The following is a 17,428-nucleotide window of genomic DNA, read 5'->3' as shown; positions in this document are numbered from 1 at the left end:
GCGTGTTCATCGACCTCGTCACCGTTCGCGTCACCGCCGGCATCGGCGGCTCTGGCTGCACCTCCTTCCGCCGCGAGAAGTTTGCCCCCATGGGTGGCCCCGACGGGGGCGATGGCGGCAAGGGCGGTGACGTCATCGTCCGGGGGGATGCCAACCTCTCCACGCTGCTCGACTTCACCTACCGCGACCACTGGGAAGCGGAGCGCGGCGAGCACGGGATGGGCTCGAACAAGACCGGCCGCTCGGGACAGGACGTGATCCTTCCGGTGCCGCCGGGCACCGTCATTCGCGACCGTGACACCGGCCAGCGGCTCGGAGAGATCCTCGAGCACGGGCAGGAGTTCGTCGTGGCCAAGGGCGGCCGGGGCGGGAAGGGGAACTCCTTCTTCGCCACCGCCACGCACCAGGCCCCGCGCGAGTGGCAGCCGGGCGAGGAAGGCGAGATCCGCACGCTGGAGCTCGAGCTCAAGCTGATTGCGGACATCGGCCTCGTGGGCCAGCCGAACGCGGGGAAGTCGACGCTGCTCTCGGTGATTTCCGCAGCGCGGCCCAAGATCGCGGACTATCCGTTCACGACCCTCGCCCCGAACCTGGGCGTGGTGCAGATGTCCGGCTCGCGGACCTTCGTGGTTGCTGACATCCCGGGCATCATCGAAGGCGCGCACACCGGCAAGGGGCTGGGCCTGCAGTTCCTACGGCACATTGAGCGCACGCGGATGCTGGCCTTCCTGATCCCGATTGACGCCATGGATTGGCAGGCAGAGTACGACCAGCTGCGTCGCGAGGTCGAGAGCCACTCCGCGGAGCTGGCCGCCAAGCCCCACTGCGTGGTCTTCACCAAGCTCGACCTGCTGGGCGAGGACTTCGTGCCCGACATCGAGGCACCGGGAGCCTTCGGCCTCTACTCCATCTCGGCGCCGGGCCGCATGGGTCTGGACCCGCTCAAGTCGGCCTGGTGGAGCAAGCTGCTGGAGCTCCGCAAGGCGGCCGGCGAGGTCCCCACGGGATGACTGGGCCGGCGGGCGTCGAGCGGAGCCCGCTCCGCCTGCCGCGCGAGGCGCTGCCCAGCTGCCTCCGTGACACTCGGCAGCCCCCCAACGGGCTCTGGCTGCTGGGCGACAGGACGGTCCTGGACGCGGCGGCGGCGGACTGCGTGGCCATTGTCGGGACCCGCGAGGCCTCGGCCTACGGCATTCGGACGGCCCGTCGACTCGCCGCCGCCGCCGCACGTGCCGGCCTCGTGGTGGTCAGTGGCATGGCCCGGGGAGTCGATGCCGCCGCACACGAGGCCTGTATGGAGGCCGGTGGACGGACCATTGCCGTGTTGGGCACTGGCGTGGACGTGCCCTATCCGGTGGGGCACCGGACGCTGCACCGGGCCATCCAAGACGCCGGAGCCGTGATCTCAGAACAGGAACCGGGAACCCGTGCCTTTCCGGGCTGCTTCCCGCGCCGGAATCGGCTCATTGCTTCCTTGGCTTCGACTACCATCGTCGTGGAGGCTGGCTTCAAGTCCGGCGCAATCAATACGGCCTCTCAGGCCAACGAACTGTCAAAAAATGTCGCAGCCGTTCCTGGACCTATAGACGATCCGCGCTCCGCGGGTGCGAACCATCTAATCCGCGATGGAGCGCATATCGTGGCCAGCGTGGAGGACATGTTGGCGCTGTGTGGAAAAGCTGGACTTGCCAACATTGAGCGTGGAATCCACGAGGCGCCGGATCACCATCCAGTCGAGGCAGACGGTTCAATCGACCGCTCCCTGCTCGGTATGCTCGGCTCGCTTCCCATGGCTGCGGACGATCTCGCCTTCAGCGTTGGGCTGCCATTAAAGCAGGTTGCCAATTCCCTGGTGAGACTAGAGCTCAGCGGCCTGGCCCGGTTTGACGGGGCAGGGTACTCGATTGCCTCGGGCTAGGAGTCGATCGGCATGATTGTCCTCGCACTGTCGCTATTTGCGGCATCAACGGTGCAGGCGAGCGCGACCGCAGGCCAAACACGCTCGGCTAATGCTGCCGGATTCGCTAGAAATCGACAAGCTGCAGCTCTCCACATGGAACTTCAAGCGTAACAGTATCTAAGCATCATAAACTTAAGCAAATAGATACTTTGAGAATTTACTTTAAGTCATTCTCAGTCTGTGGGGTCGGCTGTCTTTGGCTGGTGGAGCCGGCATCTTGTCACCTGGCTCTCGGATGAGCGGCACTGTCGCTTCAAGCACCGGCTCAGATGCTGATCCGCGGCACGTCTACATCCACGTGCCGTTCTGCGGTCGCCGGTGCTCGTACTGCGATTTCTCGATCGCCGTGCGGCGAGAGGTACCGGTCAACCGGTTCATTGACGCCATTATGGCGGAGATGGTAACACGCTCCATAGGGCCGCTCGGCGCAGCGCCTCTGAGCATCTACCTGGGTGGCGGAACGCCCTCGAAGCTCGGCGGGGACGGCGTGGCGCGCCTCCTTGACTCTGTTTCACGCCGGCTTGGTGTGGCTAAGTTATCCACATTCAACGAAGACATCGAAGTCACGGTCGAGGCGAATCCGGAGGACCTGACCGCAATAGTCGCACACGCTTGGGCCGAAGCTGGCGTGAACCGGGTATCGCTTGGTGTCCAGTCTTTTGACGCTTCCGTGCTGGAATGGATGCACCGGGAACACAGTCCTGACCAGGCGGCTGTGGCGGTAGAGGCGCTCCGAGGTGCAGGGATCCAGAACATTTCCCTCGATCTCATCTATGCGCTTCCCAAGACTTTGAACCGAGACTGGCAGCGCGACCTGGACTCGGCGCTGGCCCTGGAGCCCAGCCATCTCTCGGTCTACGGACTCACGATCGAACCCCAGACTCCGCTGGGTCGCTGGGCTTCCGCGGGCGAGGTTCGGGAATCCCCGGAGGAGTCCTATGAGGAGGAGTTCCTCCTCGCCGACCGCAGGCTTGGAGAGGCGGGATTCGAGCACTACGAGGTCTCCAACTACGCCAAGCTCGGCCGGCGCTCACGCCACAACTCCTCCTATTGGACGGGTGTCCCCTACCTGGGGCTCGGGCCCTCCGCGCACGGCTTCGATGGTCGAACCCGTCGTTGGAACGTGGCGGCGTACGCCAAGTGGCTCGAGCTGGTGGAGCAGGGCGCCGACCCCTTCGCCGGCTCCGAAGATCCCGGCGACGACGGCCGCAGGGCGGAGGAGGTTTATCTCGGGCTTCGAGCCTCTGGAGGGCTGAGTATCCATCATTCTGAGGTTGAGATGGTTACTCGGTGGGTGCGGGAGGGGTGGGGCCGGTTGGACAAGCAGCGCCGGCTCCGACTGAGCCCCTCCGGATGGCTACGGATGGATGCGCTGGCCACCGAACTGATCGCCGCGCGAGAGCGCGCTTGACTTCGCTCCGAAGTCGTTCATAATCAGACACTTATGGCGCATCAGGAGCTCTCCGACCGCGAACGGCAGGTGCTTGAGGCAGTCATCCGTTCGTATGTGGAGACCGCGGAGCCGGCGGGTTCGCGCACAATCAGCCGGCGGTTCGGGCTTGGAGTCTCGCCTGCCACCATTCGCAATACGATGGCGGACCTCGAAGAGAAGGGCTTTCTCTTCCACCCGCACACGTCGGCCGGGCGCATCCCCACCGAGAAGGCCTACCGGGTCTATGTCGATGGCCTGATGCGCCTCGAGCCCCTGGCCCTTCCCGAGCGTGAGCGGCTGGCGGAGCAGCTCGGCGAGCGCGGCTCGGCGATCGAGACCATCCTGCGGCGGGCAGCCCAGTCGCTGGGAGTGCTGACGCAGGAACTGGGCGTGGCCTTGGGTCCCCGCCTCGACCAGACGATCCTGAGCCGCCTTGAACTCGTGCGGATGAACAGCGAGCGGCTGATCCTGGTCCTGACGCTCCGCGGTGGCGCGGTCCGCACGATCTTCATTGAAGTCGCAGGCGAGATCGCGGACGACGCCATCGCCGAGGTGGAGCGGGTGCTGAACGAGCGTCTCGGCGGGCTCTCGCTCGCGGAGATCCGGGCAAACCTCGGGGCGCGCCTGCGCGACGCCGTAACGGGCGGCCGCGCGACCGAACTGCTCAACATCTTCGTGCAGGAAGGCGAGCAACTGTTCGACGTCTCCGGCCCAGAGGCAGAGGAGTCGGTGCTCCTCGGCCAGGCCTCGGTGCTGGCCGACAAGCCGGAGTTCTCGAGCGGAGAGCGGATGAAGCAGCTGATTGCGCTCACCGACACACGCACACAGCTCGCCGAGTTGCTGCGCAAGCGCGCGCACACGCCTGGCGTGTCGATCACGATCGGCGACGAGCACGGCTCTCAGCTGCTCGGTGGCCTGACGCTCGTGACGGCCGAGTATCGCTCCGGCAGCCTGAGCGGCGTGATCGGCGTCATCGGGCCGACGCGGATGCCGTATGAAAAGGTCATCGCGCTTGTCACGCACACCTCTTCTCTGGTCACTGATCTCCTGGCGTGAACTGCTTTGCCACAGAGGCACGGAGACACAGAGGACTGCGGATGCGGGCTGAACGGCGAATGCGGGACCACTTCGAACTGCGATGCAGGGACTGAAACAGAAACCGCAGGTTGAAGGGGGCCCTCGGGTAGATCAGTGAGACGCGCAGCCCGTAGCAAGCAGTTGCTGTTTCCGAATCGCCTCTCGCCGTTGTCCCGCATCCGCCGTTGCTCCCGCATGCGTGGTTCTCTGTGCCTCCGTGCCTCTGTGGCAAAACCTCGCCAGGCAGATCCAGAACGGCACCGAGCTTGCCACTCTAGGCATTAGCTTCACGAGAACCCGCCACAGTGGCAGGGACGCGGCCGCGTCCCGCACATCACAGCACCGAAATGGCTGATTTCTACGACACGCTCGGCGTCCCGCGCACGGCGAGCGACGACGATATCAAGAAGGCGTATCGCAAGTTGGCGATGCAGTACCACCCCGACCGCAACGGGGGCGCCAAGGACGCCGAGGAGAAGTTCAAGGCGATCACCGAGGCCTACGACGTGCTGCGCGACCCGCAGAAGCGCGCGGCCTTCGATCGCTATGGCGAGGCCGGTTTGCGCGGCGGCGGGGCCGCCGGGTTCCATCACGTGGACCTCTCCGAGGCGCTGAACATCTTCATGCGCGACTTCGGGCTCGGCGACCTCTTCGGCGGCGCCGGGGGTGGAGGTCGGCAGTCCCAGGGGCCGCGCAGCGGCGCGGATGTCAAGGTCGACCTCGAGCTGACGATGGCCGAGGTCGCGACGGGCGTCACCAAGTCCGTGAAGCTCAAGCTGCTCGATCCCTGCGAGCGCTGCAGTGGGTCGGGCGCCGAGGCGGGGACGAAGCCGCAGCGTTGCACGACCTGCGCGGGGCAGGGCGAGGTGCGGCGGGCGCAGCAGAGCTTCTTTGGACAATTCGTGAGCGTGGCGCCCTGTCCGACCTGCCGCGGTGAAGGCACGATGATCGCTTCGCCCTGCAAGGAGTGCCGCGGTGAGGGCCGGCAGCGGGGCGAGCACACGATTGACCTCAAGGTCCCGGCCGGCGTGGCGACGGGGCAGTACATGCACCTGCGTGGCGTGGGGAATGCGGGAGTGCGCGGTGGGCCGCGTGGCGATGTGATTGTCGTCTTTGAGGTGATCGAGGACGAGCGCTTCGAGCGCGACGGGGAGGATCTCTACTGCGAGGTGCTGATCACGTATCCGCAGGCGGTGCTCGGGGCGGATATCGATGTGCCCGGGGTGGCGGGGCCGCTCTCTTTGCGCGTGCCGCCGGGGACGCAGAGTGGGCAGGTGTTTGTGCTGCGGGGGCGGGGGTTGCCTCGGGTGAATGCCAGCGGGACGGGGGACTTGCACGTGCGGACGCAGGTGTGGACGCCGGCTAAGCTCTCCAAGGATGAGGAGAAGCTGATTGAGCAGCTGCACGAGGTGCAGGCGAAGCCGCCGGAGAAGCGGGAGAAAGGGTTCTGGGCAAAAATGAAAGAGGCGCTGAATGGGTGATGCGGGATGCGAACGGCGATGCGGGTTGGAACTACGCAGAGGGAAGCGGGAACGGAATGCGGGATGATGCGGGGCTCGGGACTTGATGCGGGGGTGGATGCGGGACGGGATGCGGGACGGGATGCGGGACGGGATGCGGGACGGGATGCGGGACGGGATGCGGGAGAGCCGTTGACGAGTGCTTGGACTCGAGTGGAACTGCGGCCGTCGACCGAGACGCTGCGGGATGCGGTGGCGGCGGCGATGTTCGAGGCGGGCGCAGAGGGGATTCAGGACCTCGGCGCCTCGTTTGTGACGCATCTCTCTGCGGGGGTGGATGCGGAGGGGTTTGTCGCACGCGTGCGGGCGGCGGATGCGGGGCTGAGTGCGGACATTGCGCCGCTCGATGACACGGATTGGGCGGAGAAATGGAAGGAGCGGATCACGGCGCACGCGCTGGGTTCGCTCACGGTCACGCCGCCGTGGCTTGCCGCGGGCCGCGACCCGGCGACCACCATCGTCATCGAGCCGGCGATGGCCTTTGGTACTGGAGAGCATCCGACCACGCGTGGCGTGGTGCGCCTGATGCAGGGCGTCGTGCGCGCGGGGGATAGCGTGGCGGATCTCGGCGCAGGTTCGGCGGTGCTGGCGATTGCCGCGGCGAAGCTTGGCGCCGCGCGGGCGTATGCAATCGAGATCGATCCGGACGCGATCTCGAATGCGGAAGAGAACGTCGTGCGCAACGGCGTCTCTGAGCGCGTCGCGGTGTTGGAGGGCGATGCGGCGGTGCTGCTGCCGCTGGTCGCACCCGTGCGCGTGATCCTCGCGAACATCATCTCGTCGGTGCTGGTCGAACTGTTGCCGCTGCTGGCGCTGACGCTGGCCGAGGATGGCGTGATCATCCTCAGTGGGATCCTGCTCGAGGAGCGCGAACGGATGCTCGCGGCGCTTGGGAGCGCCGGCTGGGACGTGGAGGCCGAGGACCGCGAGGAGCAGTGGTGGAGCGTGCGCGCGCGACTGGCGGGCTGAGCGCCCCGGCCGCTCCGCGCGCAGCGCGCGCAGCGAGGGTCGCGAGACGCGGATATCTCGTCGCACTGACTCGCGCCTCGCGTCGTCCGACGCGAGATTGTCCCGCGTGAGCCTGCCCACCTTCGTTACCGACGAACCCTTCAGCGCGCCCGCGACAGTCACGCTGGGCGAGGACGAATCCCATCACCTGCGCGTGCGCCGTTTGGAGACGGGTGCGCGGGTGCGCCTTCTGGACGGCCAGGGCACGCGCGGCGAGGGCGTGCTGACCTCGCTCGCGAAGCGGCACGCCACGGTGAGCATCGAGCAATCGGAGTCGGTGGAGCCGGTGTCGCCCATCCATCTCCTCGTGCCCGTGGCGGACAAGGACCGGATGCTCTGGCTGGCGGAGAAGGCGACCGAGCTTGGTGCCGCGAGTTGGCGTCCGGTGATGTACCGGCGCTCCAAGCACGTGAACCCGCGCGGCGAAGGCACGACGTTCCAACAGAAGGTGGCCGCGCGGATGCGGGGAGCCCTGGGGCAGAGTGGTGGTGCCTGGTTGCCGATGGCGTACCCGGAGGCCACGGTGGAGTCGGCCATTGCCGCGAGACCGGACGGGGTGGCCGTGGTGCTCGACGCGGGCGGCGCGCCCTTGCTGGCGCATCTGCTCGAGCAGCGTCAAGCGCTCAGCGGCCTCGGTGGCGTCACGATCGCGGTGGGGCCCGAAGGCGGCTTCGAGGACAGCGAGCTCGAACTGTTTCGCGCCGGGGGCTTCCATCCGGTGGCCCTCGGTGCGAGCGTCCTCCGGTTCGAGACGGCAGCCGTCGCCGGGATGGCGGCGGTGCGCGCGGCACTCGACGCGTTCGTCTGATCGTCCCCACAGCCCCGGTCTCCGCCAGGCATTAGGTTTCGCGCGATGAGCGACTGCCTCTTCTGCAAGATTGTCAAAGGTGAGATTCCCGCCGACGTGGTCGGCGAGAGCGACTACTGCATCGCGTTCAAGGACATCGCGCCGCAGGCGCCGGTGCACGTGCTGGTGGTGCCGAAGAAGCACTACACGTCGATGACTGAGATGCCGGATGGCAGCGTGCTGGGTGCAATGGCGATGCTGGCGCGCTCCGTCGCCAAGGAGCTCGGCCTGGCCGAGTCGGGCTATCGCGCGGTGATCAACACGGGCGAGAACGGCGGCCAGACGGTGCCGCACATCCATATGCACATCCTGGGTGGTCGCCAGATGACGTGGCCGCCGGGCTGAGGGTCGCGATCGTCCACGAGTGGCTCCTCACGCACGGTGGGTCGGAGGAGATCACGGGACAGCTTTGCCGCCTCTATCCGCAGGCGGATCTCTTCACGCTGATTGCCGACCCGGTCCCCTCGCTGCGCGAGCTGATCGGCGATCGGCGCGTTATCACGTCGTTCCTGCAGCGGATTCCGACGGCGAAGCGCTCACATCGGCGGTTGCTGCCGTTGATGCCGCGGGCGATTGAGTCCCTTGACGTTTCGGGCTATGACCTGGTGATCAGTGTGTCGCACGCGGTGGCGAAAGGCGTGCGCACGGCGCCGGGGCAGCCGCACCTGAGCATCGTGTGTTCGCCGATGCGGTATGCGTGGGACCTGCAGGAGCAGTATCTGGTGGAGTCGGGGCTGTCGTCGGGCCTGAAGGGGTTTCTCGCGCGGCGCTTGCTCGCTCGGATGCGGGCGTGGGATGCGCGAACGGCGTCGCGGCCGACGGAGATCATCGCCATCTCGCAGTTCATTGCGGAGCGGATTCGGCGGGTCTGGGGGCGGGATTCGACGGTCGTGTATCCGCCGGTGGATACGGGGTTCTTCACGCCGTCTGCTACCGTGGTCCGCGAGGCGGATCTGTATGTCACGGCGTCGCGGATGGTGCCGTACAAGCGGATGCCGTTGATCGTGGAGGCGTTCGCAGCCATGCCCACGCGGCGGTTGGTGGTGATTGGGGAGGGGCCAGATCTGGCGCGGGCGCAGGCTGTGGGGGCACCGAATGTCACGTTCCTCGGACGGGTTGGGCGGGAGGGGATGCGGGACTGGTTTCGGCGGGCGGCAGCGTTTGTGTTCGCGGCCGAGGAGGACTTTGGCATCGTGCCGGTGGAGGCCATGGCCTGCGGGACGCCGGTGATCGGCTACGGTCGGGGTGGGGTGCGGGAGACGGTTCCGGACGGCGACTGTGGCGTGCTGTTTGAGTCGCAGACCGTGGAGGGGATCCGGGATGCGGTGATGCGGTTCGAGGCGGATGCTTCGATGCGGGGTGCGGACGCCGCCTGCCGCGCCCAGGCGGAGCGGTTCTCCGAGGCAGAATTTCTGGCGGGCGTGGAGCGGGTGGTAGCGGGGATGCGGGGGTGATGCCGGATGCCGGATGCGGCTAGTGGATGCGAACGGCGATGCGGGTTGGACCTGCGCAGAGGGAAGCGGGAACGGGATGCGGGATGATGCGGGGTGAGGGACTTGATGCGGGGGAGGATGCGGGGGAGGATGCGGGGGCGAGGCCGAACGGCCTCGCCTCTTTTGTCCTCCGTCCTCCCTCTGCAGTCCCACCATTGCCCAAATGCCCAACCGGGCCTAACTTACAAGGCTAACCCAACCAGAACCCCAGCCGGCGCAGACACGCCACTCAAGGGGGGAAGTCAGTTTGTCGGAAGTCGTCATCCACGAGGACGAGAACTTCGAGCGTGCGCTCAAGCGCTTCAAGAAGAAGTGCGAGAAGGCCGGAATCCTCGCCGATCTGCGCAAGCATCGTCACTACGAGAAGCCCAGCGAGAAGCGGAAGCGCAAGCTTAACGCGGCGCAGCGGAAGAATCGCCGTACGCGGACACACTGATGTCGGAGTTGGCGGCACGGCTGCAGGGTGAGCTGAACGCTGCCCGGAAGGCGCAGGACAAGCCCCAGGTCCTGCTCCTCGGCACCGTGCTGGCCGACATCCGCAACCACGAGATTGCCGTGAAGCGCAGCATCACCGACGACGATGTCGTCGAGGTGCTGCGCAAGGCGATCAAGCGGCGGCGGGAGTCGGTGGAGATGTACGAGCAAGGCGGCCGCGCGGAACAGGCGGCCGCGGAGCGGCGGGAGGCCGAGGCCCTCGAGGTCTACCTCCCGGCCGCACCCTCGGACGACGAGGTACGCGCAGCGGTCCGCGCGGCCGTCGCCGCGGGCGCGTCGAAGATCGGCGCGGTGATGGGCAAGGTGATGCCCCAGTTCAAGGGTCGCCTCGACGGCAGCGTGCTGAATCGCATCGCGCGCGAGGAGCTCGGGCCCCAGGCGTGAGCGACGCGTCGGAGGCGGCCAGCACCCTGGGCCAGCACGACGCGGTCCATACTCAGGCGCTCGGCGGCACCAACCAGCGCGCGTCGATCCAGACGCACGCCCTGGACGTCCTCGAATTCGCGCGACTGCTCGACTTCGTCGCCCGTCACGCGTCCTCCAGTCCGGGTGCCGCACGCATTCGCGCGCTGCGCCCGCTTCGTGTCGGCGGGACGCACCTCGACCGAGGCGACGCGCTCGATGCCCTGCACGCGGAGCACGCCCGCGTGGCGGCGATGCGCCTGCTCATTGGCGGCGAGAACCCGTATCGCTCCGAGGCCATCCCGGAGCTTGAGCAGCCGCTGCAGCGACTGCGCGTCATCGGCACGATCTGGAGTGGCCCTGAACTCCGCAGCGTGGTCACGCTGCTGCGCTCGGCGCGGCTCACGCAGGCCGCGTTGCGCGACGAGGCGCGGCATCCGGCGGCGCGCGCCCCTTTGGCCGCGCTTGCCGATCGATTGATTGCGCGGCCGCAGATTGAGCAGCAGCTCGAGCGTGTGTTGACCGACGAAGGCGAGCTTAGGGACGACGCCTCGCCTGCGCTGCGGCGCATCCGCAAGGAGCTGCGCGGCGCGGAGGGTGAGATTGTCCGGCTGCTCGAGCGCCTGATGGCCAAGCTGGAGCCGCACCATCGCGTCGACGATGCCTCGGTGACACTGCGCAACGGGCGTTGGGTCATTCCAGTGCGCCGCGAAGGGAAGGGCGCGGTCGGTGGGATCGTGCACGACAGCTCGCAGACAGGGCAGACACTGTACGTGGAGCCGCCGGCCGCGGTGGAGGCGGGAAATCGCCTGCGTGAGCTCGAGGCGGAGGAGCGCGCGGAGATCGAACGGATCCTGCGTGAGTTGACGGACCTGATTCGCCCCGAGCGCGAGGCGCTCGCGGATGCCTGGGACGCGCTGGTGGAGTTGGACTCGCTGTACGGCAGGGCGCGGTATGCGCTGGCCGCCAAGTGCACGGATGCGACGCTTGTCGCGGCACGCGGTGTCGGCGCGGACGATGCGCGTGACGCTGCGAACGCGGCGCTGCCGGCGTCAGGTTGGCACATCCACGACGGTCGCCACCCGCTGCTGCTCGCGCAGGGCGTCGCCGTCGTGCCGTTCGACCTCGCGATGTCGACGGAGGAGCGCACGCTGCTCGTCTCTGGCCCCAACACCGGCGGCAAGACCGTCTTGCTCAAGGCGCTCGCGCTAATCGCGCTGATGGCGCAGAGCGGCATTCCCGCACCAGTAGGCGCGGAGTCGAGCATCCCCTGCTTTGACGACGTCTTCGCCGACATCGGCGACGAGCAGTCGCTCGAGGCCTCGCTCTCGACCTTTTCGGCGCACCTCAAGCACCTCAAGGAAATCGTGGACCACGCCGGCGCCGACTCGCTGGTACTGATTGACGAGTTGGGCTCGGGCACGGATCCGCTCGAAGGCGCGGCGCTGGGCGGCGCGATTCTCGAGTCGCTGACCGGTCGCGGTACGACGACCATCGCGACCACACACCTCGGCGCGCTCAAGGAGCTGGCGGGTGAGGTCGCTGGTGTGGTGAATGCCTCGTTGCAATTCGACGCCGAGCGCCTGGCCCCGACCTATCGCCTGATCAAGGGCGTGCCGGGGCGTTCGTACGGCTTGGCCATCGCGCGGCGGCTCTCGATGAGCGAGGCGGTGCTCGCGCGCGCCGAGGAGCGCGTGCCGCAGATGGAGCGCAATCTGAGTGCGTTGCTCGCGGACGTTGAGGCGCGCGCCGAGTCCTTGGCGGCGCGGGAGCGCGAAGTCGCGGCGCAGCAGGAGGATCTGCAGTCGCGCGCGTCGCGCATCGCTGAGCGCGAGCAGGCGGTGCGCACGCAGGAGCGTGAGCTGGAGCGGGAGGCGCGGAAGGGCTCGCGGCGCTACTTGCTGGAGGCGCGGCAGGAGGTTGAGGCGACGATCAAGGCGCTGAAGGAGGCGGGTGCGGCGAGCATTGACCAGACGGCTGCGGCCGCCCGTCGCGCGCTCGAACAGCGCGCGGCGGAGGAGCGAGAGGTGCTCGAGGCGCTCGACGTCGCCGAGAAGGTGGCGCAGGAGGCGGCCTGGAAGGCGAAGCAGGGCGCGGAGCCCACGCGCGACAAGCGCGGCGTTGTGCTCGAACTTGGCGACGCCGTCGAGGTCGCGACGCTGGGCGGGAAAACCGGCAAGCTGCTTGAGCGCCGCGGCGACGACGCGGTGGTGAGCGTCGGGGCACTGAAGCTCACGGTGCCCTTCGCCTCGCTGCGTCGCGTGTCGCAGCGGCATCTGCGCGAGGCCTCGGTGCCGGTGGCGATTGTCGACGTGCCGGAGATCCACGCGAAGACCGAGGTGGACCTGCGCGGCATGCGCGTGCACGAGCTCGACGACGCGCTGCTGCAGGCGCTGGACGCGGCGATCCGTGCGGATTTGCACCAACTGCGTATCATCCACGGCAAGGGCACCGGCGCACTGCGCGAACGCGTGACCCAGCTGCTCAAGGGGGATGCGCGGGTGAAGGGCTTCCGGCTGGGCGCGTGGAACGAGGGCGGCGCGGGCGTGACCGTGGCGGAGCTGTGAGCGCGGCAGGCGCCGTGCAGGTGCCTTGCGTCAGGCTGCGTGGCCCATCGCGGAGGCAGTTGTGATCCCCGACGAAGTCGTCGCGCAGGTCTCCGACCAGGCGGACATCGTTGCAGTGATCAGCGAGCACGTGAAGCTCAAGAAGACCGGCTCGGTGTGGCGTGGGCCCTGCCCGTTCCACGGAGGCACCGGACCCAACTTCTCCGTGGTCCCCGGTCGCGGCTACACCTGCTTTGTCTGCCATGAGAAAGGTTCGGTGTTCACCTTCGTGCAGAAGCGGCTGGGGATGAGCTTCCCCGAAGCGGTGAAGTACGTGGGCGCCAAGGCGGGCATCGAGGTCGTGGAAGTGCAGCGGCGCCACGAGGGGCCGGACCCGCGCGAGCCGATGTGGGAGCTGCACGGCATCGTGGCCGAGTTCTTCACCAAGGCTCTCTGGGATTCGCCGGCCGGGGCGCAGGCGCGCGACTACCTCTCCGAGCGTGCGGTGTCGCGCGAGACGGCGGACCGCTTTGGGCTGGGCTATGCGCCGCGTGATCCGCAGGCGCTTCGTTCGCACTTCAGCGGTCTCGGGGTGGAAGACGCGCGCGCGCTCGCCGCAGGCCTGCTCGTGCAGCGCGAGGGCTACGACGAGCCGCGTCCCCGCTTTCGCGACCGGCTGATGTTTCCAATTCTCGATCCGAGCGGACACACCGTCGGTTTCGGCGGGCGCTTGCTCGGTCCAGGCGAGCCGAAGTACCTCAACTCCGCCGAGTCGGAGATCTTCTCCAAGGGTCGGCTGCTCTACAACCTCGGGAGCGCACGGCACGCGATCCGCCGCGAGGAGCGCGTGATCATCGTCGAGGGCTACTTCGACGCCCTGCGCTTGGTGGACGCGGGCATCGAGAACGTCGTGGCCCCGATGGGCACTGCGCTGACGGAGTCACAGGCGGAACTGCTCGGCCGATACACGAAGCAGGTCGTGTTGCTCTATGACTCGGACGGACCCGGCCAGAAGGCCACCTTCCGCGCGGCCGATGTGCTGTTGGCGAAGGGGCTCGAGGTGCGTGTCGTGACGCTGCCGGAAGGCGAGGATCCGGACACCTTTACGCGGGCCAAAGGACGTGCCGGCGTGGAACCGCTGATCCTCGATGCGATGGACGTGTTCGATCGCAAGGTGCAATTGCTCCAACGTGCCGGCTGGTTCGCGGACCTACAGCACAAGCGGCGGGCCTTGGATCGTCTGTTGCCGACGATTCGTGCGGCCAGCGATCCCATCACTCGGGACCTGTACCTGGCGCGGGCCGCGGAGGCCGCCGGCATCGCGCGCGAGGTGTTGTTGCAGGAACTGCACGCGGTGCGCCGCGGGCGGACGCCGGCGCGCGGCGGTCCCGCGGTACGGCCGATGCGCGCGGATCCCGACGGCGAGTACCGCGATGCGGACGCGCCGCCGCCGGGCGAGGAGGCCGCGCCATACGTGCCGCGCGGGCCGTATCGCTCGACGGTGGAGCAGGGGAACGCCGAGCAGTCGCTCATCCGCGTGCTGCTCACGCACCCGGCGCATCAGGACCTCATCGTCGAGGAACTGGGCAAGCTAGAGGCCGAGGAATCGCCGGGCGATGGCGAGGCCGACGCGCTTGCGGACGAGATGGCGGGCGTGCTCCGCGACCCCGTGTTCGCCGCGATCTACGAGGCGGCCAAGCAGGTGGGGGCCGAGGCGGACGCTGAGAGCTTCGCGTCGTATCTCGATCCGCTGGCGATTCACGTCTATGAAACGCTGCGCGGCGAGGCCGACGCCGTGCTGAATGCCCCGCGGACGGTCAGCGACGCCATCCGCCAGTTGCGCGGGCGGTCGCTGGACGCCCGCGTGGCAGAGCTGAAGTCGCTGCTGCCCCTGGCCGACGATGCTGACAAGGACCGCCTGAACCTGCGCATCCGGCAGCTCACGGCCGAGCGCAATGCCTTGGGCGCCGGAAAGTGGGGCGCCGTGCGTAGTAGGACCTGAGGCCGCATTTCCGACGCAAACCGTTTACCGTTCAGTCACTCCCTCGCCACCTTCCGCTCCGCCAATGTCCGATATCACGCCACTGCTCGCCCTGCAGGCCGACGACCTCGCGATCCACGAGATCGAGACCAAGCTCGACGCGCTGGAACCCCGAATTGCGGAACTGGACGCGCGGCGACGACGCCTGGCCGACGCGGTGGAGCGACAGGAAGGGCTGGTGGCCGCAGAGGAGAAGAAGCAGGCCTTCCTGCGCGACAAGATCGCCGAGCATCGCGAGCTGATCGATCGGAACCAGGCCCAGTTGGACGCCGTGAAGACAATGCGGCAGGCCACCGCGGCGGCGGCACAGATGGAGCAGGCCAAGCGCATCGTGGCGGGCGAGGAGAGCGACCTGCTGGCGCTGAACCGACGGTTGGAGGAGATGCGCGGCGCGATGAACGGCGCCAAGGCCGACCTGGCCGCCCTCGAAGAGGAGCAGGCGTCGGCACGCGGCGAGGTGGAGGAGCAGCGCGCCTCGTTGACCGCCGAGCTCAAGGCGGCGGAGGCCAAGCGTGAGCAGGCCGCGAAGGGCGTCGAGGACTCGCTGCGCCAGCGCTATGACCGCATCCGGAACAAGAAGCGCGTGCACGTGGTGGTCGCGCTCAACGGCCTCTCTTGCGGCGCCTGCGACACGGCGATCCCGATGCAGCGTCGGCACGCGATGGTGAATACCAACGCCATCGAGCTCTGCGAGGTCTGCGGCGTCCTGATGTACCACGAGGCGTGAGCCGCATCCGTCCGCCGGCACGCTGGCGCACGGCGCCGGCCGTGCCGGCGGACATTGTACGCGCGCTGTCCGACTCGCTTGCCCCGCGTGGCGAGCACGCACACAAATCGCCGCTGCCGGAGAGCCTGTTGGCTCTCCTTGCCGTGCGCGGCGTGCACGATCCGGAGGTCGCGAAGGGCTTCCTGCGGCCCTCGCTGGGCGACCTGACGCCCCCCGAAGCGCTCGGGGACCTCCGTCGCGCCGCGGAGAGAATTGCCACTTCAATCCGCGCCGGCGAGCGCATCGTGGTGCACGGCGACTACGACGTGGATGGCATCTGCTCGACCGCGCTGCTGACGCGGGTGCTGCGCGGTGTCGGGGGCGACGTCGTGCCGTTCATTCCGGATCGCAAGACGGATGGCTATGACCTTGGGCCGGCAGGCGTGCGCGCGGCGGTGGAAGCCGGGGCCAAGCTGGTCGTCACCTGCGATTGCGGGACGACCGCAGTGGAACCAGCGCGAGCGCTCGAGGCCGCAGGCATCGCGCTGATCATCACGGACCATCACCAGCCGGGGGCGGAACTGCCGCCCTGCGTTGCCTTGGTGAATCCGCAGCGGGATCTGACCCGGTTGGCGGAGGGCACGAGCGGGCGTGGCGTGACCGTGGGCTCGAACGGTGCGGCGATGTCGAGCGCGAGCGCGACTACTTCGACTCGCGCCGACCAGCACCTCGCCGCCGTCGGCGTCGCGTGGAAGCTCGCCTCCGTGGTGAGCGAGCTCTGTGGTGGTGATCCGCAGGTGGTCGACGACCAACTCGAGCTGGTCGCACTTGCCACGGTGGCGGACGTTGCGCCGCTGACGGGCGACAACCGCATCCTCGTGGCCGAGGGGCTCAAGCGCATGACGACGCCCCGTAGCCCGACGCAGCCGGCGCCGCGGAACCTTGGCCTGCGCGCATTGCTCCGCTCGGCGGGCCTCGATGAGAAGCGCCTGACCGCCGGTCGACTCGGGTTTGTCGTGGCGCCGCGTCTCAATGCGTTGGGCCGCATCCGGCAGGCCCTGCTCGGCGTGGACCTGCTGCTCGCCGAGGACGAGACGACAGCGATGGACCTCGCCGCCAAGTGCAACGAGGCGAACGCCGAGCGGCAGGAGTTGGACCGGCGCATCCTCGAGGAGGCGCAGCGGCGACTGGACGACATCGATCTCGACGCGGCGCGCGGTTTGGTGCTCGCTGGAGACGGCTGGGAGCCCGGCGTGATCGGGATCGTCGCGTCGCGGGTGGTGGAGCTCACGCATCGCCCGACATTCATGATTGCCGTCGCGGAGGACGGCGGGCAGCGCATCGGGAAGGGCAGTGGGCGTTCCGTGTCGGGATTCGACCTGCACGCGGCGCTGGTGGCCTGTGGTGACCTGCTCATCAAGTACGGGGGACACCGCGCGGCGGCGGGGCTGACCATCGATGCCGCGCGCATCGACGAGTTCACCGAACGCTTTGACGCGGAGGCGCGCTCGCGGCTCAGTGACGAGCAGTTGGTCCCCGAACTGCGGCCAGACCTCGAGTTGCCGATCGGGTCGGCCAACGAGCGGCTGCTTGCGGCCATTCGCTATCTCGAGCCCTTCGGTGTGGGCAATCCCGGCCCGGTGTTGGTCTCACGCGGCGTCTCGGTGGTCGGCGGGCCGCGCAAGGTGGGTAGCGACGGTCTCAAGCTGCAGCTGGATGCCGGTGACGGTCCGCGCGAGGCCGTGGGTTGGGGGATGGCGGCGCGGGCCGCGGAGGTGGGGCGCGATGCGCGGTTGGATCTCGTGTACCGCCTCGACGTGAACGAGTATCGCGGCGCGCGAACCCTGCAGGCGACGATCCTCGACCTTCGGAAGAGCGATGCCTGAGTCAGGCAGCATCGT

Annotated in this window: 15 protein-coding genes; all 15 read left to right on the top strand. The window is 68.1% G+C overall.

Annotated features, from left to right (window positions below; all coding sequences use genetic code 11):
• Nucleotides 1-2 precede the first annotated feature (2 nt).
• The 15 genes from obgE (at nt 3) to KF709_00985 (ending at nt 17,413) form a co-directional block, all read left to right on the top strand.
• Nucleotides 3-1,010: a GTPase ObgE gene (gene obgE / locus KF709_01055; protein ID MBX3172977.1), complete on the top strand. Its 1,008-nt coding sequence runs from the start codon at nt 3-5 to the stop codon at nt 1,008-1,010.
• Entirely contained in the window at nt 1,007-1,918 is a 912-nt protein-coding gene (dprA, locus tag KF709_01050) for a DNA-processing protein DprA (protein ID MBX3172976.1), read from the top strand. Before obgE ends, dprA begins: the two co-directional genes overlap by 4 nt.
• 277 nt (nt 1,919-2,195) lie before the next feature.
• A complete protein-coding gene (gene hemW / locus KF709_01045) occupies nt 2,196-3,371 on the top strand; it encodes a radical SAM family heme chaperone HemW (protein MBX3172975.1) in 1,176 nt (391 codons plus the stop codon).
• Between the two features lie 33 nt (nt 3,372-3,404).
• Nucleotides 3,405-4,448, top strand: a complete 1,044-nt coding sequence (hrcA, locus tag KF709_01040; GenBank protein MBX3172974.1) for a heat-inducible transcription repressor HrcA — start codon at nt 3,405-3,407, stop codon at nt 4,446-4,448.
• Between the two features lie 368 nt (nt 4,449-4,816).
• Nucleotides 4,817-5,950: a molecular chaperone DnaJ gene (gene dnaJ, locus KF709_01035; GenBank protein MBX3172973.1), complete on the top strand. Its 1,134-nt coding sequence runs from the start codon at nt 4,817-4,819 to the stop codon at nt 5,948-5,950.
• A 192-nt stretch (nt 5,951-6,142) separates the two neighbouring features.
• A complete protein-coding gene (locus KF709_01030; protein MBX3172972.1) occupies nt 6,143-6,958 on the top strand; it encodes a 50S ribosomal protein L11 methyltransferase in 816 nt (271 codons plus the stop codon).
• A gap of 106 nt (nt 6,959-7,064) precedes the next feature.
• Nucleotides 7,065-7,805: an RsmE family RNA methyltransferase gene (locus KF709_01025; protein ID MBX3172971.1), complete on the top strand. Its 741-nt coding sequence runs from the start codon at nt 7,065-7,067 to the stop codon at nt 7,803-7,805.
• A 45-nt stretch (nt 7,806-7,850) separates the two neighbouring features.
• The gene (locus tag KF709_01020) at nt 7,851-8,189 is read left to right on the top strand and encodes a histidine triad nucleotide-binding protein (GenBank protein ID MBX3172970.1); all 339 of its coding nucleotides are present in this window, start codon (nt 7,851-7,853) and stop codon (nt 8,187-8,189) included.
• Nucleotides 8,174-9,298 (top strand): glycosyltransferase, encoded by a 1,125-nt coding sequence (locus tag KF709_01015; GenBank protein MBX3172969.1) that lies wholly within the window; start codon nt 8,174-8,176, stop codon nt 9,296-9,298. The genes KF709_01020 and KF709_01015 overlap by 16 nt, the downstream gene beginning before the upstream one ends.
• 286 nt (nt 9,299-9,584) lie before the next feature.
• Entirely contained in the window at nt 9,585-9,773 is a 189-nt protein-coding gene (gene rpsU / locus KF709_01010) for a 30S ribosomal protein S21 (protein ID MBX3172968.1), read from the top strand.
• Nucleotides 9,773-10,216, top strand: coding sequence for a GatB/YqeY domain-containing protein (locus KF709_01005; protein ID MBX3172967.1), 444 nt, complete (start codon nt 9,773-9,775; stop codon nt 10,214-10,216). The genes rpsU and KF709_01005 overlap by 1 nt, the downstream gene beginning before the upstream one ends.
• The gene (locus tag KF709_01000; GenBank protein MBX3172966.1) at nt 10,213-12,801 is read left to right on the top strand and encodes a Smr/MutS family protein; all 2,589 of its coding nucleotides are present in this window, start codon (nt 10,213-10,215) and stop codon (nt 12,799-12,801) included. Before KF709_01005 ends, KF709_01000 begins: the two co-directional genes overlap by 4 nt.
• A 61-nt stretch (nt 12,802-12,862) precedes the next feature.
• Nucleotides 12,863-14,782 (top strand): DNA primase, encoded by a 1,920-nt coding sequence (dnaG, locus tag KF709_00995; GenBank protein MBX3172965.1) that lies wholly within the window; start codon nt 12,863-12,865, stop codon nt 14,780-14,782.
• Between the two features lie 64 nt (nt 14,783-14,846).
• Complete coding sequence (locus KF709_00990; protein MBX3172964.1) at nt 14,847-15,548, top strand: hypothetical protein; 702 nt, start codon at nt 14,847-14,849, stop codon at nt 15,546-15,548.
• Nucleotides 15,545-17,413: a DHH family phosphoesterase gene (locus KF709_00985; GenBank protein MBX3172963.1), complete on the top strand. Its 1,869-nt coding sequence runs from the start codon at nt 15,545-15,547 to the stop codon at nt 17,411-17,413. The genes KF709_00990 and KF709_00985 overlap by 4 nt, the downstream gene beginning before the upstream one ends.
• The last annotated feature ends 15 nt before the right edge of the window (nt 17,414-17,428 follow it).

It is taken from the genome of Gemmatimonadaceae bacterium, from assembly GCA_019637445.1.
GTDB lineage: Bacteria > Gemmatimonadota > Gemmatimonadetes > Gemmatimonadales > Gemmatimonadaceae > Pseudogemmatithrix.
Note: the sequence above shows the minus strand (reverse complement) of the source record. Positions and strands in the feature narration are given on the sequence as shown.

Coding starts and splice junctions, on each gene's coding strand:
- hemW (MBX3172975.1), top strand. CDS start 2,196: ATGAGCGGCACTGTCGCTTCAAGCACCGGCTCAGATGCTGATCCGCGG.
- KF709_01005 (MBX3172967.1), top strand. CDS start 9,773: ATGTCGGAGTTGGCGGCACGGCTGCAGGGTGAGCTGAACGCTGCCCGG.
- hrcA (MBX3172974.1), top strand. CDS start 3,405: ATGGCGCATCAGGAGCTCTCCGACCGCGAACGGCAGGTGCTTGAGGCA.
- dprA (MBX3172976.1), top strand. CDS start 1,007: ATGACTGGGCCGGCGGGCGTCGAGCGGAGCCCGCTCCGCCTGCCGCGC.
- KF709_01020 (MBX3172970.1), top strand. CDS start 7,851: ATGAGCGACTGCCTCTTCTGCAAGATTGTCAAAGGTGAGATTCCCGCC.
- KF709_00990 (MBX3172964.1), top strand. CDS start 14,847: ATGTCCGATATCACGCCACTGCTCGCCCTGCAGGCCGACGACCTCGCG.
- dnaJ (MBX3172973.1), top strand. CDS start 4,817: ATGGCTGATTTCTACGACACGCTCGGCGTCCCGCGCACGGCGAGCGAC.